Origin of the sequence: Herbaspirillum robiniae, assembly GCF_002213415.1 — a bacterium.
GTDB lineage: Bacteria > Pseudomonadota > Gammaproteobacteria > Burkholderiales > Burkholderiaceae_D > Herbaspirillum > Herbaspirillum robiniae.
Window position 1 is genome coordinate 491,945 of record NZ_NJGU01000005.1, and the last position, 21,957, is coordinate 513,901.

General features: G+C 64.9%; 21 protein-coding genes. 8 read left to right on the forward strand and 13 right to left on the reverse strand.

Going from position 1 to position 21,957, the window contains the following annotated elements:
• Window positions 1-256: 256 nt before the first annotated feature.
• The 6 genes from dnaJ to CEJ42_RS11550 all read right to left on the reverse strand — a co-directional run bounded on the left by dnaJ (window position 257) and on the right by CEJ42_RS11550 (window position 8,704).
• Window positions 257-1,384: a molecular chaperone DnaJ gene (gene dnaJ / locus CEJ42_RS11525; RefSeq protein ID WP_079216813.1), complete on the reverse strand. Its 1,128-nt coding sequence runs from the start codon at window positions 1,382-1,384 to the stop codon at window positions 257-259.
• A 235-nt stretch (window positions 1,385-1,619) separates the two neighbouring features.
• Complete coding sequence (gene dnaK, locus CEJ42_RS11530) at window positions 1,620-3,560, reverse strand: molecular chaperone DnaK (protein WP_079216814.1); 1,941 nt, start codon at window positions 3,558-3,560, stop codon at window positions 1,620-1,622.
• A gap of 158 nt (window positions 3,561-3,718) precedes the next feature.
• Window positions 3,719-4,273: a nucleotide exchange factor GrpE gene (grpE, locus tag CEJ42_RS11535; protein WP_079216815.1), complete on the reverse strand. Its 555-nt coding sequence runs from the start codon at window positions 4,271-4,273 to the stop codon at window positions 3,719-3,721.
• A 642-nt stretch (window positions 4,274-4,915) separates the two neighbouring features.
• Entirely contained in the window at window positions 4,916-6,025 is a 1,110-nt protein-coding gene (hemH, locus tag CEJ42_RS11540) for a ferrochelatase (protein ID WP_088751140.1), read from the reverse strand.
• 22 nt (window positions 6,026-6,047) lie between these two features.
• Window positions 6,048-7,694 (reverse strand): DNA repair protein RecN, encoded by a 1,647-nt coding sequence (recN, locus tag CEJ42_RS11545; RefSeq protein WP_088751141.1) that lies wholly within the window; start codon window positions 7,692-7,694, stop codon window positions 6,048-6,050.
• Window positions 7,695-7,786: 92 nt separating this feature from the next.
• On the reverse strand, window positions 7,787-8,704 hold the full coding sequence (locus CEJ42_RS11550) for an NAD kinase (RefSeq protein WP_079216818.1): 918 nt from the start codon (window positions 8,702-8,704) through the stop codon (window positions 7,787-7,789).
• A gap of 36 nt (window positions 8,705-8,740) precedes the next feature.
• Here CEJ42_RS11550 and CEJ42_RS11555 point away from each other — a divergent pair, with 36 nt between their 5' ends.
• Both CEJ42_RS11555 and hrcA read left to right on the forward strand, forming a co-directional pair.
• Window positions 8,741-9,478, forward strand: a complete 738-nt coding sequence (locus CEJ42_RS11555; protein WP_088751142.1) for an HAD family hydrolase — start codon at window positions 8,741-8,743, stop codon at window positions 9,476-9,478.
• A gap of 52 nt (window positions 9,479-9,530) precedes the next feature.
• Window positions 9,531-10,556, forward strand: coding sequence for a heat-inducible transcriptional repressor HrcA (gene hrcA, locus CEJ42_RS11560; protein ID WP_079216820.1), 1,026 nt, complete (start codon window positions 9,531-9,533; stop codon window positions 10,554-10,556).
• Between the two features lie 121 nt (window positions 10,557-10,677).
• Here hrcA and fur read toward each other — a convergent pair whose 3' ends face one another.
• Window positions 10,678-11,103 (reverse strand): ferric iron uptake transcriptional regulator, encoded by a 426-nt coding sequence (gene fur / locus CEJ42_RS11565; RefSeq protein ID WP_079216821.1) that lies wholly within the window; start codon window positions 11,101-11,103, stop codon window positions 10,678-10,680.
• Between the two features lie 93 nt (window positions 11,104-11,196).
• Here fur and CEJ42_RS11570 point away from each other — a divergent pair, with 93 nt between their 5' ends.
• The 5 genes from CEJ42_RS11570 to CEJ42_RS11590 all read left to right on the forward strand — a co-directional run bounded on the left by CEJ42_RS11570 (window position 11,197) and on the right by CEJ42_RS11590 (window position 14,238).
• Window positions 11,197-11,727 (forward strand): outer membrane protein assembly factor BamE, encoded by a 531-nt coding sequence (locus CEJ42_RS11570; protein ID WP_079216822.1) that lies wholly within the window; start codon window positions 11,197-11,199, stop codon window positions 11,725-11,727.
• A 13-nt stretch (window positions 11,728-11,740) separates the two neighbouring features.
• Window positions 11,741-12,547: a 4-hydroxy-tetrahydrodipicolinate reductase gene (gene dapB / locus CEJ42_RS11575; RefSeq protein WP_088751143.1), complete on the forward strand. Its 807-nt coding sequence runs from the start codon at window positions 11,741-11,743 to the stop codon at window positions 12,545-12,547.
• Window positions 12,548-12,693: 146 nt separating this feature from the next.
• The gene (locus CEJ42_RS11580) at window positions 12,694-13,389 is read left to right on the forward strand and encodes a MotA/TolQ/ExbB proton channel family protein (RefSeq protein WP_079216824.1); all 696 of its coding nucleotides are present in this window, start codon (window positions 12,694-12,696) and stop codon (window positions 13,387-13,389) included.
• A 70-nt stretch (window positions 13,390-13,459) separates the two neighbouring features.
• Window positions 13,460-13,909 (forward strand): ExbD/TolR family protein, encoded by a 450-nt coding sequence (locus tag CEJ42_RS11585; RefSeq protein WP_079216825.1) that lies wholly within the window; start codon window positions 13,460-13,462, stop codon window positions 13,907-13,909.
• A gap of 2 nt (window positions 13,910-13,911) precedes the next feature.
• On the forward strand, window positions 13,912-14,238 hold the full coding sequence (locus tag CEJ42_RS11590) for a barstar family protein (RefSeq protein WP_079216826.1): 327 nt from the start codon (window positions 13,912-13,914) through the stop codon (window positions 14,236-14,238).
• 1,331 nt (window positions 14,239-15,569) lie between these two features.
• Here CEJ42_RS11590 and CEJ42_RS11595 read toward each other — a convergent pair.
• The 6 genes from CEJ42_RS11595 to CEJ42_RS11620 form a co-directional block, all read right to left on the reverse strand.
• On the reverse strand, window positions 15,570-16,397 hold the full coding sequence (locus CEJ42_RS11595) for a phosphodiesterase (RefSeq protein ID WP_088751144.1): 828 nt from the start codon (window positions 16,395-16,397) through the stop codon (window positions 15,570-15,572).
• Window positions 16,394-17,476, reverse strand: a complete 1,083-nt coding sequence (locus CEJ42_RS11600) for an ABC transporter ATP-binding protein (RefSeq protein ID WP_088751145.1) — start codon at window positions 17,474-17,476, stop codon at window positions 16,394-16,396. The genes CEJ42_RS11595 and CEJ42_RS11600 overlap by 4 nt, the downstream gene beginning before the upstream one ends.
• Window positions 17,473-18,276, reverse strand: a complete 804-nt coding sequence (locus CEJ42_RS11605; RefSeq protein WP_079216829.1) for an ABC transporter permease — start codon at window positions 18,274-18,276, stop codon at window positions 17,473-17,475. Before CEJ42_RS11605 ends, CEJ42_RS11600 begins: the two co-directional genes overlap by 4 nt.
• Before the next feature lie 10 nt (window positions 18,277-18,286).
• Window positions 18,287-19,060 carry an ABC transporter permease gene (locus CEJ42_RS11610; protein ID WP_207760416.1) on the reverse strand — a complete coding sequence of 258 codons (774 nt, stop codon included), beginning with the start codon at window positions 19,058-19,060 and terminating at the stop codon, window positions 18,287-18,289.
• A 113-nt stretch (window positions 19,061-19,173) separates the two neighbouring features.
• A complete protein-coding gene (locus CEJ42_RS11615) occupies window positions 19,174-20,181 on the reverse strand; it encodes an ABC transporter substrate-binding protein (protein WP_079216831.1) in 1,008 nt (335 codons plus the stop codon).
• A gap of 54 nt (window positions 20,182-20,235) precedes the next feature.
• Complete coding sequence (locus CEJ42_RS11620) at window positions 20,236-21,300, reverse strand: LacI family DNA-binding transcriptional regulator (protein ID WP_079216832.1); 1,065 nt, start codon at window positions 21,298-21,300, stop codon at window positions 20,236-20,238.
• 295 nt (window positions 21,301-21,595) lie between these two features.
• On the opposite strand from CEJ42_RS11620, the gene CEJ42_RS11625 reads away from it, so the two are divergent.
• The coding region (locus CEJ42_RS11625; RefSeq protein WP_129587704.1) for a DUF1120 domain-containing protein at window positions 21,596-21,957 on the forward strand (362 nt) is incomplete at its 3' end.

Consider the following 21,957-nt stretch of genomic DNA (forward strand, 5'->3'; position numbering starts at 1 on the left):
GGTGGATGAGCGAAAGACATGCCGCTTGCGGCTTCCCCGACCTTGTGGACGATCGCGGTGCTGCTGCCGGTGTCGCGCGTGCCGGATACGGCCCCCTGCGCGACGCTGCTATCAGGGATCTGCGTCCCCGGTCTTTCGGCGTTGCCGCGGCGCGTCGGCGGGCGTCAGGCCGCGCGGTGCGCCACGCGTGCATTCTGTCCTAGCATGCACAAACAAAAACCGGCGAACCTCTCGGCTCGCCGGTCTCGGAAGGATATTACTCGAAGAATTCCTTGACCTTGTCCTTCCAGGTCTTGGTCTGCGGACTGTGCTTGGCGCCGCCTTCGGTGGTCAGCTGCTCGAATTCGCGCAGCAGTTCCTTCTGGCGCTCGGTCAGCTTGACCGGGGTCTCGACCACCACGTGGCAGAACAGGTCGCCCGGGAAACCGGAACGCACGCCCTTGATGCCCTTGCCGCGCAGGCGGAAGGTCTTGCCGCTTTGCGTGCCCTCGGGAATCGAGAACGATGCCTTGCCGTTTAACGTGGGCGCTTCGATCTCGCCGCCCAGCGCCGCCTTGGCGAAGGAAATCGGCATCTCGCAGTGCAGGTCGTCGCCGTCGCGCTGGAACACGTCGTGCGCCTTGATGTGGATCTCCACATACAGGTCGCCCGGAGGACCGCCGTTGACGCCCGGCTCGCCGTTGCCGGAGGAGCGGATGCGCATGCCGTCGTCGATGCCTTCCGGAATCTTCACTTCCAGCGTCTTGTTGCGCTTGATGCGGCCGGCGCCGGCGCAGGTGGCGCAGGGTTCGGGGATGACCTTGCCGCTGCCGTGGCACTTCGGGCAGGTCTGCTGGATGCTGAAGAAGCCTTGCTGCATGCGCACCTGGCCGTGGCCGCCGCAGGTCGAGCAGGTGACCGGCGAGGTGCCGGGCTTGGCGCCGCTGCCGTGGCAGGTGTCGCACTCGTCCCAGGACGGCACGCGGATGGTGGTGTCAAAACCGTGGGCAGCCTGCTCCAGGGTGATTTCCAGGTTGTAGCGCAAGTCGGCGCCGCGGTAGACCTGCGGGCCGGAGCTGCGGCCGCGGCCGCCGCCACCGCCGAAGATGTCGCCGAAGATGTCGCCGAAGGCATCGGCGAAGCCACCCGCGCCGGCGCCGCCGCCGGCGCCCATGTTGGGATCGACGCCGGCATGGCCGTAGCGGTCGTAGGCCTCGCGCTTCTGCGGGTCGGACAGCATCTCGTAGGCTTCCTTGACCTCCTTGAACTTCTCTTCCGCGCCCTTGCTGTCCGGGTTGCGGTCAGGATGGTACTTCATCGCCAGCTTGCGATAAGCCTTCTTGATCTCGTCGTCGGTGGCGTTTTTCGCCAGGCCGAGAATTTCGTAAAAATCGCGTTTTGCCATGTTGTCTAACCCGTATTTCGTCGCGCGCCGGAACACCGCGCGCAACGGCAAACGAACAAAGTGAAAAAGCCGAGTTCAGCTTTTGGCTGCGGGACTCGGCGTGCCCGGCCTTGCGAAAACGACATGCGGGCCGGGGGAATGCATCTCAAAAATCCGCCCGGGCTGCCGAATCCGCATGGTTTTCATGCAAATTCCGCACCCGGGCGCGAGGTCCGATCTTGCGATCAGGCTCGGATTACTTCACTTCCTTGAAGTCCGCGTCGACGACGTTGTCGTCCTTGGGCTGGCCGTGGCCGGCAGCGCCTTCGGCGCCGGCGGCACCCGCTGCGCCGCCTGCGGCTGCAGCCTGGGCCTGCTGGTCGGCGTACATCTTCTCGCCCAGCTTTTGCGCGGCGGTACCCAGCGCGGCGGTCTTGGCGTCGATGGCGGCCTTGTCGTCACCCTTCAGGACTTCTTCCAGCTCCTTGATGGCGGCTTCGATGGCTTCCTTCTCGCCGGCGGCCAGCTTGTCGCCGTATTCGCCCAGCGCCTTCCTGGTGGAGTGCACCAGCGCATCGCCCTGGTTGCGGCTCTCGGCCAGTTCACGCAGCTTCTTGTCTTCCTCGGCGTTGGCTTCGGCGTCGCGCACCATCTTTTCGATCTCGTCTTCGTTCAGGCCCGAGTTCGCCTTGATGGTGATCTTGTTTTCCTTGCCGGTGGCCTTGTCCTTGGCGCCCACGTGCAGGATGCCGTTGGCGTCGATGTCGAAGGTCACTTCGATCTGCGGGGTGCCGCGCGGCGCCGGCGGGATGCCTTCCAGGTTGAATTCGCCCAGGCCCTTGTTGCCGGCGGCCATTTCGCGTTCGCCCTGGTAGACCTTGATGGTCACGGCCGGCTGGTTGTCGTCGGCAGTGGAGAACACCTGGCTGAACTTGGTCGGGATGGTGGTGTTCTTCTTGATCATCTTGGTCATGACGCCGCCCATGGTCTCGATGCCCAGCGACAGCGGGGTCACGTCCAGCAGCAGCACGTCCTTGCGGTCGCCCGACAGGACCGAACCCTGGATGGCGGCGCCCACGGCGACGGCTTCGTCCGGGTTGACGTCACGGCGCGGATCCTTGCCGAAGAACTCCTTGACCTTCTCGATCACCTTGGGCATGCGGGTCATGCCGCCGACCAGGATCACGTCGTCGATGTCGGAAACCTTGACACCGGCGTCCTTGATGGCGGTGCGGCAGGGCTCGATGGTCTTGGCGATCAGCTCCTCAACCAGGGACTCCAGCTTGGCGCGGGTGATCTTCAGGTTCAGGTGGGTCGGCGCGCCATTGGCCATGGCGATGTACGGCTCGTTGATCTCGGTCTGCTGCGACGAGGACAGCTCGATCTTGGCGCGCTCGGCCGATGCCTTGATGCGTTGCAGGGCGATGGCGTCCTTGGACAGGTCCAGGCCGTTGATCTTCTTGAACTCTTCGATGATGTAGTCGATCAGGCGCTGGTCGAAGTCTTCACCGCCCAGGAAGGTGTCGCCGTTGGTGGACAGCACTTCGAACTGCTTCTCGCCGTCGACGTCGGCGATTTCGATGATGGACACGTCGAAGGTGCCGCCGCCCAGGTCATACACGGCGATCTTGCGGTCGCCCTTTTCCGCCTTGTCCAGGCCGAAAGCCAGCGCAGCCGCGGTCGGCTCGTTGATGATGCGCTTCACGTCCAGGCCGGCGATGCGGCCGGCGTCCTTGGTCGCCTGGCGCTGCGCGTCGTTGAAGTAAGCCGGCACGGTGATCACGGCTTCGGTGACTTCTTCGCCCAGGTAGTCTTCGGCGGTCTTCTTCATCTTGCGCAGGACTTCAGCGGAAATCTGCGGCGGAGCCAGCTTCTTGTCGCGCACGCCGATCCAGGCGTCGCCGTTGTCGGCGGCCACGATCTCGTAGGGCATCAGGTTGATGTCCTTTTGCACTTCCTTTTCCTGGAACTTGCGGCCGATCAGGCGCTTGGAGGCGTAGATGGTGTTGCGCGGGTTGGTGACGGCCTGGCGCTTGGCGGGTGCGCCGACGAGGATCTCGCCGTCTTCCTGGTAGGCGATGATGGACGGCGTGGTGCGCGCGCCTTCCGAGTTCTCGATCACCTTGGGCGTATTGCCTTCCATGACGGAAACGCAAGAGTTGGTGGTGCCCAGGTCAATGCCAATGATTTTTCCCATGATTTTTCCTTCGATCTTTCAGCCCTGGATGCCGGGCTACAGTAGTTTTTAATGGTTTTAATATGTGGAGGAAAGACGGACTTTCAAGCGCCTGAGCCAGGCCAAAAAGCAATTTTTATGCCTTTTCCCGCGCAGGCTTCCGGCAGCCGCCCCTCCGCTTACTTTCCCTGGGCCACCGTCACCAGCGCCGGGCGCAGCAGACGGTCGGAAATCATGTAGCCCTTCTGCAGCACGGCCACCACGGTGTTGGCGTCCTGCTCGGCGGGCACGGCCGAGACGGCCTGGTGCTTCATCGGGTCGAGCTTTTCGCCGGTCTGCGGGCTGACTTCCTGCAGCTTGTTCTTCTCGAAGGCCGAGGACAGTTGCTTCAGGGTCATGTCCACGCCTTCCTTGAGCGACTCCAGCGAGGCGTTTTCGATCTTCAGGGCCATTTCCAGGCTGTCCTTGACGGACAGCAACGATTCGGCGAAGCCTTCGATGGCGAACTTGTGGGCCTTGGCGATATCGTCCTGGGCGCGGCGGCGGATGTTCTCGCCTTCGGCACGGGCACGCAGGAAAGCGTCCTGCATCTCGGCAGCCTTGGCTTCAGCCGCGGCCAGCTTGTCTTCCAGCGTCGGTTCCGCAGGCGCTGCCTGGGGCGCGTCGGCTGCCGCCTCGGCGGCGGCTGCTGCGGCTTGCTCGTTCTGCGCTTCCTGTTTTTCCATGTCTTGCATTCCTGAATTACCTCCAACAAATCAATCAGTTACACGCATTGAGACCGGCATTTTCCGCCAATCCCGCGCAAGATGCCGTTCAAATAGGGTATTCCCCTGATATTTCAAGGGCTTTTTGCCCATTCCTGCCATTTCAACAAGAAAATTGTTACCGGTCGTTACAAGAATTACCAGGCTCATCTTCAAGTTAATACGGCCTTGACCTAATATGAATTCAAGCCTGAGCCGTTCGTGCTCAGCGCGATCTGGATGCGGCGCCGCCCGGTCTGGACCACCCGGGCCCCGCACTTTCCGTCAAATGGGGTGACACCATGAAACTGCCACTGATCGCCGCAACCATCCTGGTTGCCGCCTACAGCCTGCTGGCTACCGCCTGGATCAGCTATTCCCACCTGGTAGGCCTGTACGCGCTGTAAGCCAGCACTGCAAGACCGCAGGACCCGCTCGCCATCCGCCAGCCCTCATTTCTTCTTCTGTCGAAGAGAAGCCGGCGCAGTCACTGCCCGCGCAAGGCATTGCCAAAGCGTCAATCCCGCCAGGAACATCCCGCGCAAGCCATCGGACAGCCCGCTATTCTAGCAGGCCGCCAGCGGCTTTCCGCCCCATCCGGGGCTGACCGGGAGGCGACAGGCGAAAAAAGATTCAGCGGGCGGCGCCCATGCCGGCCGCGCGCTGCGCGGCGATCGCCGCTTCCCGCGCCGTTTCTTCGTGGGCGGCGGCGTTGCTCATGGTGGGCCAGCCGCCGAGATGCTGCTCGGCGATGTCGACCATGCCCGCGATCCAGGCCGGCGACTCGTTCAGGCAGGGGATGAAGTGGAACTCCTCGCCGCCGGCGTGCAGGAACTCGGCCTTGCCTTCCATGGCGATCTCTTCCAGCGTCTCCAGGCAGTCGCTGGTGAAACCGGGGCACATCACGTCGACCCGGCGCACGCCCTGGCGCGCCAGCTCCTGCAGCGTGGGCGCCGTGTAGGGTTGCAGCCACTCGGCCTTGCCGAAGCGCGACTGGAAGGTGACCATGTACTCATGCTCGGCCAGCCCCAGCGACTGCGCCAGCAGGCGCGCCGTGTTGTGGCATTCGCAGTGGTAGGGATCGCCCAGCAGCAGCGTGCGCCGGGGCACGCCGTGGAAACTCATCACCAGCTTGCCCGGCTTGCCGTGCAGCGCCCAGTGGTCCAGCACCGACTGGCGCAGCGCCTGGATGTAGCCGTCGTGGTTGTGATAATCGCGGATCATGCGCAGCTCGGGGATATTGCGCACGCGGCGATAATGCGCGAACACCGAATCGAAGATCGAGGCGGTGGTGGTGCCCGAATACTGCGGATAAGCCGGCAGCAGCACGATGCGCGTGCAGCCCTGCGCCTTCAGGCTGTCCAGCACGTCGGGCAGCGCCGGGCTGCCATAGCGCATCGCATGGACGACCTGCAGCTGGCGATGCCCGCGCGCGGCCAGTTGCTCGCCCAGCGCCGCGGCCTGGCGTTCGGTGTGCACGCGCAGCGGCGAGCCTTGCTCGGTCCAGATGCTGGCGTATTTTTCAGCCGACTTCGACGAGCGGAACGGCAGGATGATGCCGTTGAGGATGAACCACCAGACGGCGCGCGGAATCTCCACCACGCGCGGATCGGACAGGAACTGCTTCAGGTAGCGGCGCAGCGAACGCGCGTCGGGCGCGTCGGGCGTGCCGAGGTTGACCAGCACCACCGCCGTGGAAGGCAGGCTGCCGTGGGTGTAATCCGGTTCTGTGCGAAATGCCATCGATGTCGTGTCGGGAGGTGAATCAGGAAGCCAGCAGCTCGCGCGCGTGCTTGCGCGTGGTCGCGGTGATCTCCAGCCCGCCCAGCATGCGCGCGATTTCTTCCACGCGCGCCTTGGCGTCCAGGCCGTCGATCTGCGACAACGTGCGGCCGGCCTCGTTGCGTTTGCTGACCTGGAAATGCTGGTTGGCCTGGCTGGCCACCTGCGGCAGGTGGGTCACGCACAGCACCTGGCGCTCCTGGCCCAGGCGCTTCAACAGGCGACCGACCACTTCAGCCACGCCGCCGCCGATGCCGCTGTCGACTTCATCGAAGATCAGCGTGGGCGTGCCCGTGGCGTGCGAGGCGATCACCGAGATCGCCAGCGAGATGCGCGCCAGTTCGCCGCCGGAGGCGACCTTGGCCAGCGACCGCAGGGCCACGCCGGCGTGACCGGCGACGGTGAACTCCACCTGCTCCATGCCGTAAGAGGCCGGTTCGCATTCGTTGAGCGCGATCGAGAAACGCCCGCCGGCCATCGACAGGTCCTGCATCGCCGCCGTCACCGCCTCGCTCAGGGCCGCCGCCGCCTTGGCGCGCGCCTTGGAGAGCTTGCCTGCGAGGTTGAGGTAGGCCGCTTTCAGTTTTTCTTCCTGCGCGCGCATGGCGTCGAGGTCGGTGGCGTCGGCCAGCTGCTTGAGCTGGCCGGCCAGGGTTTCATGCTCCTGCGGCAAGTCGTCGGGCTGCACATGGAACTTGCGCGCGGTGGAATGCACCGCTTCCAGCCGCTCCTCCACCGCCTGCAATCGCGCCGGATCGAGCTCGACCCGGCCCAGGTAATCGTTGAGCGCGTACACCGCCTCCTGCAGCTGGATCTGCGCCGGCTCCAGCGAATCGAGCACCGGCTTCAACGCGCTGTCCACGTCGACCAGCTTGCCCAGCTTTTGCGTGATCGCCGACAGCTGGGACAGGATGGGCGACTCCGACTCCGAGATCGCCGACAGCGCCTCCTGGGCGCCGCCGATCAGTGATGCGGCATGCGACAGGCGGCTGTGCTCGGCGCTGATCTCGGCCCATTCGCCGGGCTTGACGGCCAGGCGCTGCAGCTCGGCGACCTGCCATTCGAGGCGCTCGCGCTCCAGCAGCACGTTGCGCGCGTTCTGCTCGAACTCTTCACGTTGCCTGGCCAGCGCGCGCCAGGTCTTGTGGGCGGCGGCGACGTCGCGCGCCTGCTCCAGCAAGCCGGCCTGGCTGTCCAGCAGCTGGCGCTGGGCATCGGACTTCATCAGCGACTGGTGCGCGTGCTGGCCGTGGATGTCGACCAGCATCTCGCCCAGCTCGCGCAGTTGCCCGGCGGTGGCGGCGATGCCGTTGACATAGGCCTTGGAGCGGCCGGCGTTGTCGATCACCCGGCGCAGCAGCACGCCGCCCTCTTCTTCGGCGAATTCATGTTCGGCAAGCCAGGCCTGCACTTCCGGCGTGGCCGAGAAATCGGCGGTGATGTCGGCCTTGGCCGCGCCTTCGCGCACCACGCTGGCGTCGCCGCGCCCGCCCAGCGCCAGCGCCAGGGCATCGATCAGGATGGATTTGCCGGCGCCGGTTTCGCCGGTGAAGACGGAAAACCCGCGCGCGAATTCGAGCTCAATGGCATCGACAATCACAAAGTCGCGGATCGTGAGGGTACGCAGCATGGTGGTATTGGAAGTCGGTTGGACTGGCGACAGTGTCGGCCGTCATCATGACGCACGGATGACGGCGGCCGGGTTCGTGTTCTGGAACCGGCTTATTGTAATCGGCCTTCTATCGAGGGATATTCGTTCCAGTGCAGCTTTTGCCGCAGGGTGTCGAAATAGCTCCAGCCTTCGGGATGCAGGAAGGTGATCTTGTGCGCCGAACGGCGGATCACGATGCGGTCGCCGTGCAGCACGCTGGTCAGCGACTGCATGTCGAAATTGGCGCTGACCTCGCGTCCCGCCACCACCTGGATGACGATCTCGCAAGAGTCCGAGACCGTGATCGGGCGGTTGGACAGCGCATGCGGCGAAATCGGCACCAGCACGATGCCGTGCAGGCTGGGATGCAGGATGGGCCCGCCGGCCGACAGCGAATAGGCGGTGGAACCGGTGGGCGTGGCCACGATCAGGCCGTCCGAGCGCTGGTTGTACATGAAGCGGCCGTCGACCTCCACCCGCAGCTCGACCATGCCGGAAGTGGCGCCGCGCGCCACCACCACGTCGTTCAGCGCCAGCGCGCGGAAGATCTCGCCGCCTTCGCGGTAGACGCGCGCCTCCAGCAGCGAGCGCGACTCGGCCTCGACCTTGCCGTCCAGCATTTCGCCCAGAGCCGGTATCATTCGGTCCTGCGGTATATCCGTGATGAAGCCCAGCCGCCCCTGGTTGATGCCGATCAGCGGCACGTTGTACGGCGCCAGCTGGCGCGCGATGCCCAGCATGGTGCCGTCGCCGCCGACCACGATGGCGACGTCGGCCTGCTGGCCGATCTGCTCCGGCGTCAGGCTGTCGTAGCCCTGCAGCCCGATGTTCTGCGCGGTCTCTTCTTCGAACGCCACGGTGTGGCCGTGCGACTCAAGAAAGACGGCGATATCTGACAGGATCTGCGCGATGCCGACGGCCTGGAACTTGCCGACGATCGCGACGGTTTTGGGCACGGCTGCCTGGACGGGTAATTTGATGGGCCACATGCTGCGGATTAGACCATAATTTGAGATGACTTTGTAATGAATACTCCCGCCTCCCCGACGCCGTCCTCGGCCTCCCGCGCCGCCGTCAAGGCCGTGCTGTTCGACCTCGACGATACCCTGTGGGCCATCGAACCGGTGCTGGTGCGCGCCGAAGGCCTGCTCTATGAATGGCTGCAGGCCAAGGCGCCGCGCGTGGCCGCCGCGCATACGGTGACCACCCTGCGCGAACGGCGCATGGCGCTCATGCGCACCGATCCGGCGTTTCGCATCGACCTCTGGAAACTGCGCCACACGGCGCTGACCGAAGTGTTCGCCGAGCACGGCGAGGACCTAGCGCTGGTGGACGAGGGCATGGCCCTGTTCTCGCAGGCGCGCAGCACGGTCACGCTGTTCGACGACGTCGAGCCCGGCCTGCAGCGGCTGGCCCGCACGCTGACGCTGGGCAGTGTCTCCAACGGTTTCGCCGACCTGGAGCGCATCGGCCTGGCGGGACATTTCGGCGTTTCCCTCGCGGCCCACCGCTTCGGCCTCGCCAAGCCCGACCCGCAGATCTTCCACGCCGCCTGCCAGGCGCTGGGCGTGGCGCCGGCCGAGGCCGTCTATGTCGGCGACGACCCGCACCTCGACGTGCAGGGCGCCCAGCAGGCCGGCCTGCGCGCGGTGTGGATGAACCGTTTCGGGCGTACCCTGCCCGAGGGCATCGTGCCCGACGCCGTCTGCAGCGACCTGCACCAGCTGCACGACTGGCTGGAGGCGCAGGCCCGCGCTTCCTGAGCCGCACACCAAGACCGGACTTTTTGGCCGATAACTAGTTAGAATACGGCTTATGCAACTTGATAACCGCGCCCGCACTCTGCTCAAGGCGCTGGTCGAACGGTATATCGCCGACGGCCAGCCCGTGGGTTCGCGCGCGCTGTCCAAGCTGTCGGGCCTGGAACTGTCGCCGGCCACCATCCGCAACATCATGGCCGATCTCGAAGAGATGGGCTTCGTCGCCAGCCCGCATACCTCGGCCGGCCGCGTGCCCACGCCGCGCGGCTACCGCATGTTCGTCGACACCCTGCTGACGGTGGAGGCGATCGACGAGAGCGCGCTGGAAGGCCGCCTGCAAAACCGCCTGCAGAATTCCTCCCCGCAAAAGATCATCACCAATGCGGCGCAGGTGCTGTCCTCGCTGTCGCAGTTCGCCGGCGTGGTGCTGACGCCCAAGCGCGAGTCGGCGTTCCAGCAGATCGAGTTCCTGCGCCTGTCGGAAAAACGCATCCTGCTGGTGATCGTGGACCACGGCGGCGATGTGCAGAACCGCATGCTGCTGACCGAGGTCGACTACACGCCCAGCCAGCTGACCCAGGCCGCCAATTACATCAACCAGCACTACGCCGGCCAGTCCTTCGAACAAGTGCGCGTGCGCCTGCAGGGCGAACTGCGCCAGTTGCGCGACGACATGAACGCGCTGATGCTGGCCGCCGTCGAGGCCGGCAGCGACGCCATGAGCGAGGAGGCCGACAACAACGTGGTCATCTCCGGCGAGCGCAACCTGCTGTCGGTGACCGACCTGTCGTCCAACATGAATTCGCTGCGCCAGCTGTTCGACATGTTCGAGCAGAAGACCGGCCTGCTGCAGTTGCTGGACGTTTCCAGCAAGGCTACCGGCGTGCAGATCTTCATCGGCGGCGAGTCGCAACTGGTGCCGATGGACGACATGAGCATCGTCACCGCGCCGTATGAGGTGAACGGCCGCATCGTCGGCACCCTGGGCGTGATCGGCCCGACCCGCATGGCCTACGAGCGCGTGATTCCCATCGTCGACATCACCGCCAAGCTGCTCTCGAGCGCGCTGAGCCAGCACTGATCCCGGCCCGGAAAAACAAAAGCCACGTGCGATCCACGTGGCTTTTTCAATTTATTGCCGCTGTAAAGCCAGGCAAAAAACCGCAGCCGGCCCGGCAAGAGATGTAAGGGTTGGTTACCGCTTACTTCTTGATCTTCTTGCAGTTCTTACAATGGCCGTACAGCGCCAGGGCATGGTCGGCGATCTCGAAACCGTGTTCCTGGGCGATCTTCAGCTGGCGCTTTTCGATCTCGGCGTCGAAGAATTCTTCGACCTTGCCGCAGTCCAGGCAGACCAGGTGATCGTGGTGCGAGCCTTCATTGAGCTCGAACACGGCCTTGCCGGTCTCGAAGTGATTGCGTTGGAGCAGACCGGCCTGTTCGAACTGGGTCAGCACGCGATAGACGGTGGCCAGGCCGACGTCGAGGTTGTCGGAAAGCAATTGCTTGTAGACATCCTCGGCGCTCAGGTGGCGCACGGTGGTGTTCTGGAAGATCTCGAGGATCTTCAGCCGCGGCAGGGTCGCTTTCAGGCCGCTGGCTTTGAGTTCGGATGGATTATTAGGCATGGTTCAGTAAATTCCCGGTTATCTGGCTTATCATATAGTGTTTTAGGCCCATGGCTCAACCCGGTTGAAATCTTTATGCGAATGCTCTCCCGAATGAAGTCTCGTTACCAACCCGTCGCAATGACGCTGTGCGTCGCGCTGGCCGCCGCACTGGCCGGCTGTTCCTCGACCAAAGCGCCGGACAAGGCCGCCGAGGCTGACAATTCGGGCGTGAAAGTGTCCGGCAAGAGCACCAGCCTGTTCGGCTTCCTGAAGCCGTATCGCATCGACATCCAGCAAGGCAACTTCGTCTCCAAGGAAATGGTCGCCCAGCTGCGTCCGGGCCTCACGCGCGACCAGGTGCGCTTCGTGCTGGGCACCCCGCTGCTCAACGACATGTTCCACTCCAACCGCTGGGACTACGATTTCCGCCTGGCCAAGGGCAGCGGCGAGATCATGACCAGCCGCGTGTCGGTGTTCTTCAAGGATGACCTGGTCGAGCACGTCGACGGCGGCGAGAACCTGCCCACCGAAAGCGAATACCTGACCCTGATCAACAACGCCAAGACCGGCGCCAAACCGGCGCTGAGCGACACCGACATCAAGCCGGCCGCGCCCGCCGCTCCGTCTTCCGCCAACCAGTAATCCGAGCATTTCCATGACCGTACTCAATATCGCGGTGGCCGGCGCCTCCGGGCGCATGGGCCGCATGCTGATCGAAGCCGTCCTCAACGCCGACGACCTCAGGCTGGCCGGCGCGCTGGACGCCCCCGGCTCGGCCGCCGTCGGCACCGACCCGGGCGCCTTCCTGGGCAAAGCCACCGGCGTGCAGATCGAATCCGACCTGGCCCGCGGCCTGGCCGGCGTCGACGTGCTGATCGACTTCACCCGTCCCGAAGGCACGCTCAAGCACATCGAATACTGCGCCGCGCACGGCATCAAAGTGGTGATCGGCACCACCGGCTTCGAGCAGCCGGGCCGCGACGCCATCGCCGCCGCCGCGCAAAAGACCGCCATCATGGCCGCGCCCAACATGAGCGTGGGCGTGAACGTGACCTTGAAGCTGCTGGAAATGGCGGCCAAGAATTTCGCCGAAGGCTACGACATCGAGATCATCGAAGCGCACCACCGCTTCAAGGTCGACGCTCCCTCCGGCACCGCGCTGAAGATGGGCGAAGTGATCGCCGGCGCGCTGGGCAAGAATCTCGACGACGTCGCCGTCTATGCCCGCGAAGGCGTGACCGGCGAGCGCGATCCGTCCTCGATCGGTTTTGCCACCGTGCGCGGCGGCGACATCATCGGCGACCACACCGTGCTGTTCGCCGGCATCGGCGAACGCATCGAGATCTCGCACAAGTCTTCCAGCCGCGTCTCGTACGCCATGGGCAGCCTGCGCGCCGCGCGCTTCCTGGGCGGCAAACAGACCGGCCTGTACGACATGCAGGACGTGCTGGGCTTTCGCTAAGCCCTGAACCCTGCGAGGCCCGCCATGAGATTCGCTGCCGCACCCCACCAGGTCCGGCAGCGAATTTTTTTGCGGCGCGCCGCTCCAAGCCTTTCCCGCCCGTGCGCACTCATCGTTGAGCGCGCCTCACCCAGAAAGAACGACACATGGAATCCAACGTAGGTTTTGCCCACTACTGGGCGCAAGGCGATGCCGTTTCCCACACCGTGGCCTACCTGCTGCTGCTGATGTCGATCGCCAGCTGGTTCTACATTCTCTCCAAGGCATGGGCCGCCTGGCGCATCCGCCGCGGCAGCAACGCGCTGGAAAAATTCTGGCAGGCCCCCACCCTGGGCGACGCCGTGGCCGCGATGCAGAACGTCGACAGCGAGCTGATCTACACCCCGATGGCCGAGCGCGCCTCGGAGGCCGCGGACATCTTCAACCGCCAGCAGTCGACGCCGTCGCTCAACGCCGCCACCGCGCCTGACGAACTGATCACGCGCACGCTGCGGCGCGAGATCAACCGCGTCTCGGCGCGCCTGGAGCGCGGCCTCACGCTGCTGGCCTCGGTCGGTTCCACCGCTCCCTTCGTCGGCCTGTTCGGCACGGTCTGGGGCATCTACCACGCGCTGGCCGCGGTCTCGGCCAGCGGCACGGTGCAGATCGACAAGGTCGCGGGCCCGGTGGGCGAAGCGCTGATCATGACCGCGCTGGGCCTGGTGGTGGCGATACCGGCGGTGCTGGCCTACAACGCCTTCACCCGCATCAACCGTGTGGTGCTGGCCGAGCTGGACGGCTTCGCGCACGACCTGCACGCCTACCTCACCACCGGCGAACGCGTCGGCGGCGTACGCAAATGAACGCGCTGCGCGCCCCCGTGTCATCCGGGCAGGGGGTGAAATGCGACATCACACGCTTTAAGGAGGCCACATGAGCTTCGGCGGATTCAACGACAACCAGAACTCGGCGCCGATGGCCGACATCAACGTCACCCCGATGGTGGACGTGATGCTGGTGCTGCTGGTGATCTTCATCATCTCGGCACCCATGTTCACCCACGCGCTCAAGCTCGACCTGCCCACCGCCAAGTCGCAGCCGGCGCCGGAAAAGCCCGAGACCGTCACCGTCGGCATCGACGCCGTCGGCAAGCTGTACTGGAACGACCAGCCGGTCAGCGCCGCCGAAATGGACCAGCGCATGGCCGCTGCCGCCGCCCGGCAGCCGCAACCGGAAATGCAGCTGCGCGCCGACAAATCCACCCGCTACGAAACCATCGCCGAAGTCATGTCCGCCGCCCAGGGCGCGGGCCTGACCAAGCTGGGCTTCGTCACCGATCCCAAACCCGGCGCCGCCCGCGCGGCCGCCCCTGCAGCAAAGTAAATATGGCAACCGTACAACTCGCGGGCGACCGCATCACCGACTGGGACAGCTTCCACACCGAAAGCGCGCAAGCCTTCGGCTTCCCGGATTTCTATGGCCGCAACATGGACGCATGGGTCGATTGCCTCTCGTATCTGCGCGACGAAGACGGCATGACCAGGTTCCGCCTCAAGCCCAAGGAAATGCTGCGCATCGAAATCACCGGCAGCGCCGACCTGCACCAGCGCCTGCCTGAGCTGGTCGAAGACGTGGAGTTCTGCTGCACGGCGATCAACGACCGCTGCGAGGATTACGAAGAAGCGCCGATGATCGAGCTGATCTGGAAATGAGCGGTGGCGGGCGCGGGTTTCAGCACGCTGATGATCGCGGCGTCCCGCCCGAATGCAGTTCGCCAAGGCGCGACGAACGACACTGGATCCCGGCCTGCGCCGGGATGACGGATTACATTGGATAGCGAGCCACGGAATCGATGCCGCAGGCGAGCAGCAAGCACCGCGAGGCCGAAGGCGAGCCGGACACAAGGCAAAGCCGCAGGCGAGCCGGATCGGAAGTCCGCTTCTGCCCAGCCGCTGAACCGTGCGGAAAAATGGATCAGAAAGGAGGCCGGAGCGTAGCGACTTGCCTCCTTTCCCATTTTTCTGCGCGGTTCAGCGGGCACCCCGAAGGGGCTGGGCGGTAGCGGCCGCCTTCTTTTGCTTACTTTTCTTGGCGGAGCAAGAAAAGTGAGCGGCTGCCGGGCCGCCCCCGGCGCTCCGTTTCGACCGGAGAAAGAAAAGCATAGAGCCAGTACATCTGCCGGCAGCAAGACCAGACTACCCGCCAAAGAACAACCGCATGCACGCTGACTTCGATACGCCGCAAAGCGGCTACTCAGCCCGAACGGGATTCGGAGAAGCGCAACGAACGACACTGGATCCCGGCCTTCGCCGGGATGACAGATTACATGAGATAGCGAGCCTGTACATCGATGCCGCAGGCGAGCAGCAAGCACCGCGAGGCCGAAGGCGAGCCGAAAACAAGGCAAAGCCGCAGGCGAGCCGGATCGGAAGTCCGCTTCTGCCCAGCCGCTGAACCGTGCGGAAAAATGGATCAGAAAGGAGGCCGGAGCGCAGCGACTTGCCTCCTTTCCCATTTTTCCGTGCGGTTCAGCGGGGACCCCGAAGGGGCTGGGCGGTAGCGGCCGCCTTTCTTTGCTTACTTTCTTTGGCGGAGCAAAGAAAGTGAGCGGCTGCCGGGCCGCCCCCGGCGCTCCGTTTCGACCGGAGAGAGAAAAGCATAGAGCCAGTACATCTGCCGGCAGCAAGACCAGACTACCCGCCAAAGAACAACCGCATGCACGCTGACTTCGATACGCCGCAAAGCGGCTACTCAGCCCGAACGGGATTCGGAGAAGCGCAACGAACGACACTGGATCCCGGCCTTCGCCGGGATGACGGATTACATGAGATAGCGAGCATGTACATCGATGCCGCAGGCGAGCAGCAAGCACCGCGAGGCCGCAGGCGAGCCGGATCGGAAATCCGCTTCTGCCCAGCCGCTGAACCGCGCGGAAAGGCGACAAGACCAGACTACCCAAAAAGAAAAAGGGAAGAGCCCAACGCCCTCCCCTCCAACACCAAACCCGATCAAGACAAGACCAAGCGGTCAACCATCTCATCAATCAATCAATCAGCTCATCCCCGTCATAAAACGGATACGGCCCCTCAAACTCACCAATAGCCGCAGTATGGCTGACCAAACCCGCCGACGCCGCATCCCACCAATGCAGCTGAAACCCCGGCGGCTCCATCACAAAGCAGGAAGCCGCCGCCGGATCCAGATCCAGCACCACCTGGTGCGACACGCCCGGACAAGTGGACGCGATGGTCCCGCCAAAGCGCCGCTGGATGGAGCGATGCAAATGCCCGCACAGCACGCGCTCGACCTGGGGATGCTTGCGCACCACCGCCTCCAGCGCCAACACATCCTCCCCCGCCAGCCCGATATCGTCCATGTGTCCGATGCCGGTGGTAAAGGGCGGATGATGCATCACGATCACGGTCGGCCGCTCCGGCTGCGCCGCCAGCACATCGTCGAGCCAGCGCAGGCTGGCCGCCGCCAGGGCGCCGCTGCTGGAGCGCGGAATGACGGTATCGAGCGCCACGATGCGGATCGGATGATCCTCGATCACATACTCGATGCGCTCGCCGCCCCGCTGCAGATACGCATGATCGGGAAACGCCGCGCGCAAGGCATTGCGCTCGTCATGGTTGCCCGGCAGCAGGTAGTAAGGCATGGCCAGCGGCGCCAGCAGCATGCGCAGGAATTCATACTCCGACGGCTTGCCGAAATCGACCAGGTCGCCGGTGATCACCACCGCGTCGGGCTTCTGCCTGAGCTCGTTGACCTGCGCCACGCAGCGGCGCAGGCTCTCGGCGGTATCCACCACGCGGTAGGACTTCTTGCCGTCGGTCTTGATGTGCAGGTCTGAAATCTGTCCGAGGATCATGCTGCCTCCTGTTGGCCGGTCGCCGCAACCGGCACCTTCACCAGCGCGCCGGCATCCACCGCCAGCGCCACCGCCTGGCCCGGCTGCCATATGCCGCGCCGGCTGGTCTCGGCAATGAGCGGCCGCTCCACGCCGATGTCGATCTCGAAGCGGGTGCGGTCGCCCATGAAGAACGTGTTAACGATCGTGCCGCGCAGCGTGTCGCCGGCGGCGTCCTCGGCCTCCAGCACCTGCACGCTCTCGGGACGGAACATGGCGGTCGCCGGCTGGCCTTCCGCCACATTATCCGGCAACGGCAAGGTGCCTGCCGGCAGTTGCAAACGGCCGCCGGCGGCAATGCCCTCGACGCGGTTCATGGCGCCGATGAACTCGGCCACGAAGGCGTTGGCCGGGCAGTAGTAAATATCCTGCGGGCTGCCGATCTGCGAGATCCTGCCGCGCTCCATGACCACGATGCGGTCGCCCAGCGCCATCGCCTCGCCCTGGTCATGGGTAACGTAGACGGCGGTGATGCCGAGCTTGCGCAACAGCTGGTTCAGGTCGCTGCGCACGGCTTCGCGCAGTTTCGCATCCAGCGCGGTCAGCGGCTCGTCCAGCAGCAGCACCTTGGGCTCCACCGCCAGTGCGCGCGCCAGCGCCACGCGCTGCTTCTGGCCGCCGGAGAGCTGGTCGACGCGACGGTGCGACAGGCCCTGCAGGTGCACCATCTCCAGCAGGCGATCGACGCGCTGGGCGCGTTCCTCGGCCGGGATCTTGCGGATCTTCATGCCGTAGGCGATGTTCTCGCCCACGGTCATGTTGGGGAACAGCGCGTAGTTCTGGAACACCATGCCCACGCCGCGCTTCTCGATGGGCAGGCCGGTGACGTCGTCCTCGCCGAACTGCACGCGGCCGCCCTGGTCGGGAAACTCCAGCCCGGCGATCATGCGCAGCGTGGTGGTCTTGCCGCAGCCCGAGGGGCCCAGCAGCACCAGCGTCTCGCCGGCGCGGATTTCAAGGTCGAGCGGCTGCAGCGCGCGCGTGCCGTTCTCAAATGACTTGGCGCATTGCGTCAGCCGGATCGAAACAGGTTGCTTCATAGACTTGCTCTCTTGCGTGTTGCCTGGGTAGCCCACTGCATGCCGATCAGCAGCGGGATGATCATGAAAAAGAAAATCAGGGTGTAGGCCGAGCCGACCTCCAGCCGCATCGACGCATAGGCATCGGCCAGGCCGACCGGCAGGGTCTGGGTCAGCGGTGTATGCAGCATCCAGGTGATGTTGAATTCGCCGATCGACAGCGTGACCACCATCAACGCGCCGGCCAGGATGCCGGAGGCGACGTTGGGAATGACCACCCCGAAGAAGCGCCGCATCATGCCCGCGCCGAGGCTGGCCGCGGCCTCCTCCAGCTGCGCCAGCTGCGAGGACTGCATCACCGCCAGCACCGGGCGCACCATGAACGGCAGCGTGAACAGCACATGGCCCACCAGGATGAAGACGATGCTGGCGCGAAATTCGCGATACTGGCCATAGGCCATGATCAGCGCCAGCGCCGTGGCAAGACCGGGCACCGCCACCGGCATCATCAGCAGTTCCTCGATGGCGCGCGCGATGCGGCTACGGCCGCCCTTGTAGCGCGCCAGCATATAGGCCAGCGGCACGCCGACCACCGCCGTCACCACCAGGCAGGCCAGCGCGATGAAGATGGAGCGCCAGATGGTGGGCTGGTACATCTCCCACACCTGGGCCACCCAGCGCAGCGTCAGGCCGCTGGAAATGCCGACGAAGAAATTCTCGGTCACGCCGGCCAGCATGGACAGCAGCACCGGCACCACCAGGAAGGCGCATACCAGCAGCGTGAAAGCCAGCTGCGCGTAAAAGCGGAAGTTGCGTTTCATGCGCGTCTCCTCACGCTGCGGCGGCCACGCCATTGCCGGTGAACGAGCGCGCCAGCGCCAGCACCAGCCAGGTGATCAGGCCCAGCACGATGGACAGCGAAGCGGCGGTGGCGAAGTTGGCGTAGCCGGTGAATTCGTTATAGATGGTCATCGGCAGCACGTCGATGTTGGCCGCCAGCGTGAAGGCGGTGCCGAAGGCGCCGACGCTGGTGGCAAAGCAGATCGCGCCCGACGAGATCAGCGCGGGAACCAGCGCCGGCAGCACCACGTGCAGCAGCACCTGCCACGGCTTGGCGCCGAGCGAACGCGCGGCTTCTTCCAGCGAGGGATCGAGCTTTTCGGCGGCGGCCACCACCGTCAGGATCACGCGCGGAATCGAAAAATACAGGTAGCCGAGGAACAGCCCCGACAAGGAATAGGCGAACACCAGCGACTCGCCGAACAGCCAGCTGGTGAAGGCGCCGACCAGGCCCTGGCGGCCGGCCAGCATGATCACCATGAAGCCGACCACCACGCCGGGGAACGCCAACGGGAAGGTCAGCATGGCCAGCAGCGCAGCCTGGCCGGGAAAACGATTACGCTGCAGGAACAGGCCGACGAACACCGAGATTGCCAGCGTCGCCGCCGTCACCGCCGCCGCCAGCGCCAGCGTCGACGCCAGGCTGATGAAGTAATGGCGGTTGGTGAGCACGGCCAGATACGCCATCGCCCCGTCCGGCCCGGAGGCGCCCACGCCCACCAGGCGCACCATGGGCAACAGCCAGAAGGCGCAGAAGAGGGTCATGCCCGGCACGGCGAACCACAGCCAGACGCTGTCGCGCCGGGACCTGGGCTTGCCGGCCGGCGCGGCTGCCGGCGTTGAAAAAACGGGATTCATGGTCTGTCCTGCAGCTTGCATCAACGCACTTCCGCCAGATAACGCTCGCCGAACTTGCGCTGGGCTTCAGCCATCTTGCCGTAGTCCACCGACTTGGCGCGGGCATACTCGGCCGCCGGCAGGAAGCGCGACTCGGCTTCCTTGGACATCGCCGATGCGCGCACCGGGCGCAGGTAGGCATTGGCCCAGATCGCCTGGCCCTGGTCGGACAGCAGGAAGTCCAGCACCTTCTTGGCGTCGGCCTGGTGCGGCGCGTTCTTCACCAGCGACACCACGTAGGGCACGGTCACGGTGCCTTCGCTGGGGATCACGAAGGCGACGTTGGCGCGGTCCTTGTACTTGGCGCGGTAGGCGTCGAAGTCATAGCCCAGGAGGATGGGGATCTCGCCCGAGATCAGGCGCGCATACGACGTCTGCTTGGGAACGATGGGCTGGTTCTTCTGCAGGTTCTTGAAGTAGTTGATGGCCGGCGAGAAATCGTCCAGCGAACCGCCCAGCGCCTGGTTGATCGCCACCGCGCCGACATAGCCGACGAAGGCCGAGGCCGGATCGAGGTAGCCGATCAGGCCCTTGTATTCCGGCTTTTGCAGGTCGGCCCAGGACTTGGGCACGGCCTTGCCCTTCAGGGCGTCGACGTTGACCATGATGCCCATGGTGCCGGAGTGGATGGTGAACCAGTAGCCGTCCGGATCCTTCAGGCCGTTGGGGATGTCGTTCCAGTTGGCCGGCTTGTAGGGCGCGACCAGGTCCTTGCCCTTGGCCTCGATGCCGAAGGACACGCCCAGGTAGGTGAAGTCGGCGACCGGGCTGGCCTTCTCGGCGGTCAGCTGGGCCAGCGCCTGGCCGCTGTTCTTGTTGTCCGGCGGCACGGTGACGCCGGTCTTGTCCTTGATGGCCTTGATCTGGGCGGCCCAGTCGGCCCACTCCGGCGGACAGTTGTAGCAGATCGCGGTCTGGGCGGACGCAGCGATGGAAGCCGACAGCAGCATGGCGCCGGCGACGGTTTGAACAACACGTTTCAGGAACATGTCAGATCCTCTCCAATAGGTTGAACGACAAAGGCACTGCAAAAAATCAAAACGTCACGGCTGGCTCGGCGGCGCGGCGGAGCCGCCCTCCCGGACCGTATGCGGCAAGACATGGCGCGCGGCCGCGACCGGCGCACCGCCTGCCGCGGCTGCGGCGGCGCCGCGCTCGATGGCGCCCACCAGGGTGCGCAGGGCGACGTCGCCGATCTGCTCCGAGGGTTGCACCACGCTGGCCAGCACCGGCTCCATCAGCCCGCCCACGGGAATGCCGTCGAACCCCATCACCGAGATGTCGCGCGGCACGCGCAGGCCGAGCGCGCGCAGGTCGCGCATGGCGCTCATGGCCAGCAGGTCGTTGGAGCAGAACAAGGCGGTGGGACGATGGGCCGGATTGGCCATCATCTGCTGGTAATCAGCGGCGGCGGTCAGCGTGTGGCGCTCCACCTCGATGGCCGGCAACGGCTCCAGACCCGCCGCCTGCATGGCGTCGAGATAGCCGTAGTAGCGCTGGATGGCGCGGTCGGAGGCGTTGAAGCGTCCCGACAGCATCTGGATGCGGCGATGCCCGAGCTTGACCAGGTGCGTTACCGCGTCGCAGGCGGCGGCGCGGTTATCGACCGAGACCGAGGCGCGCGGCAGGCGGTCGGTGCGCACATCGCTCGACAGCGCCAGCTGGTTGTAGGTCAGCACGAAGGGAATCTTCTCGCGCTCGAGCAGATCGAGCGTGGCGTTGGCGCCGGCGTCGGCCACCGTCAGGATCACGCCGTCGACGCGATGCCCCAGCAACAGTTCGACGGCGGCGGACTCATCTTCGGGCAGGTATTCGGTAGTGGTGAACATCACCGAATAGTCGAGCTCGCGCGCGGCCAGCTCGATGCCCTGCAGGCACTGGGCGAAGACGGTGTTGCTCAGCGTGGGCACCACCACGCCCACGGTGCGCGAACTGCCCGCGCGCAGGTTGCGGCCGGTGAAGTTGGGGCGAAAGCCCAGCTGCTCGATGCTGCGATGGATCTTTTCGGCGGTTTCGGCGCTCACTGAGCCCGGCTTGTTCAGCAGGCGCGAGACGGTGGCGATGGAAACGCCGGCCAGATTGGCTACTTGCTTGATGGAAGGTCGCACGGAAATCGCTCGGTGACATGAAAACGATTACATGGTGCCCGCCGATTGTTACGGCCATATGACCTTGATAAGCGCAAGGGGCGGCGGCAAAGAGTTGCAATAAAGGAAATTATTCGATCGAAACGACCATCAACCCGGACTTTCCTCTCACGGCTCTTTTGAGACTTTTCTCATATAAACGCGAGGCCCGAATCGGCACACTGACGTCACTGCATCAAGCAAACGAAGCCGCGGACAAGCCGCACGGCGCGATGCAACGACATCCAATCTGACTGACCGATATCCAGGAGCCATCATGCAAAACTTCATCGCCCGCAGCGCCGTCATCGCCGCCTTCTCCGCCGTTGCCGCACTGGCCTCGTCGGCCGCCGTCGCCGGTCCCACCACCGAACTGAAGGTCACCGGCGTGATCAAGCCGGTTGCCTGCACCCCCACCATCGGCGCCGGTTCGGCCGTGGTCGACTACGGCACCATCACCGCCGGCTCGCTGGAAAACGGCAAGAACAAGGTGCTCGACACCCGCGAAGTGCCGTTCTCGATCTCCTGCGAAGCGCCGGTCAAGATGGCCGTCACCGCCACCGACAACCGCGCCGCCAGCAAGGTCACCGGCCTGGGCTCGCTGGTGTCGGCCACCGCCTCCGAAAACAGCATGTTCGG

Coding starts and splice junctions, on each gene's coding strand:
- dnaJ (WP_079216813.1), bottom strand. CDS start 1,384: ATGGCAAAACGCGATTTTTACGAAATTCTCGGCCTGGCGAAAAACGCC.
- dnaK (WP_079216814.1), bottom strand. CDS start 3,560: ATGGGAAAAATCATTGGCATTGACCTGGGCACCACCAACTCTTGCGTT.
- grpE (WP_079216815.1), bottom strand. CDS start 4,273: ATGCAAGACATGGAAAAACAGGAAGCGCAGAACGAGCAAGCCGCAGCA.
- hemH (WP_088751140.1), bottom strand. CDS start 6,025: ATGGCATTTCGCACAGAACCGGATTACACCCACGGCAGCCTGCCTTCC.
- recN (WP_088751141.1), bottom strand. CDS start 7,694: ATGCTGCGTACCCTCACGATCCGCGACTTTGTGATTGTCGATGCCATT.
- CEJ42_RS11550 (WP_079216818.1), bottom strand. CDS start 8,704: ATGTGGCCCATCAAATTACCCGTCCAGGCAGCCGTGCCCAAAACCGTC.
- CEJ42_RS11555 (WP_088751142.1), top strand. CDS start 8,741: ATGAATACTCCCGCCTCCCCGACGCCGTCCTCGGCCTCCCGCGCCGCC.
- hrcA (WP_079216820.1), top strand. CDS start 9,531: ATGCAACTTGATAACCGCGCCCGCACTCTGCTCAAGGCGCTGGTCGAA.
- fur (WP_079216821.1), bottom strand. CDS start 11,103: ATGCCTAATAATCCATCCGAACTCAAAGCCAGCGGCCTGAAAGCGACC.
- CEJ42_RS11570 (WP_079216822.1), top strand. CDS start 11,197: ATGAAGTCTCGTTACCAACCCGTCGCAATGACGCTGTGCGTCGCGCTG.
- dapB (WP_088751143.1), top strand. CDS start 11,741: ATGACCGTACTCAATATCGCGGTGGCCGGCGCCTCCGGGCGCATGGGC.
- CEJ42_RS11580 (WP_079216824.1), top strand. CDS start 12,694: ATGGAATCCAACGTAGGTTTTGCCCACTACTGGGCGCAAGGCGATGCC.
- CEJ42_RS11585 (WP_079216825.1), top strand. CDS start 13,460: ATGAGCTTCGGCGGATTCAACGACAACCAGAACTCGGCGCCGATGGCC.
- CEJ42_RS11590 (WP_079216826.1), top strand. CDS start 13,912: ATGGCAACCGTACAACTCGCGGGCGACCGCATCACCGACTGGGACAGC.
- CEJ42_RS11595 (WP_088751144.1), bottom strand. CDS start 16,397: ATGATCCTCGGACAGATTTCAGACCTGCACATCAAGACCGACGGCAAG.
- CEJ42_RS11600 (WP_088751145.1), bottom strand. CDS start 17,476: ATGAAGCAACCTGTTTCGATCCGGCTGACGCAATGCGCCAAGTCATTT.
- CEJ42_RS11605 (WP_079216829.1), bottom strand. CDS start 18,276: ATGAAACGCAACTTCCGCTTTTACGCGCAGCTGGCTTTCACGCTGCTG.
- CEJ42_RS11610 (WP_207760416.1), bottom strand. CDS start 19,060: ATGACCCTCTTCTGCGCCTTCTGGCTGTTGCCCATGGTGCGCCTGGTG.
- CEJ42_RS11615 (WP_079216831.1), bottom strand. CDS start 20,181: ATGTTCCTGAAACGTGTTGTTCAAACCGTCGCCGGCGCCATGCTGCTG.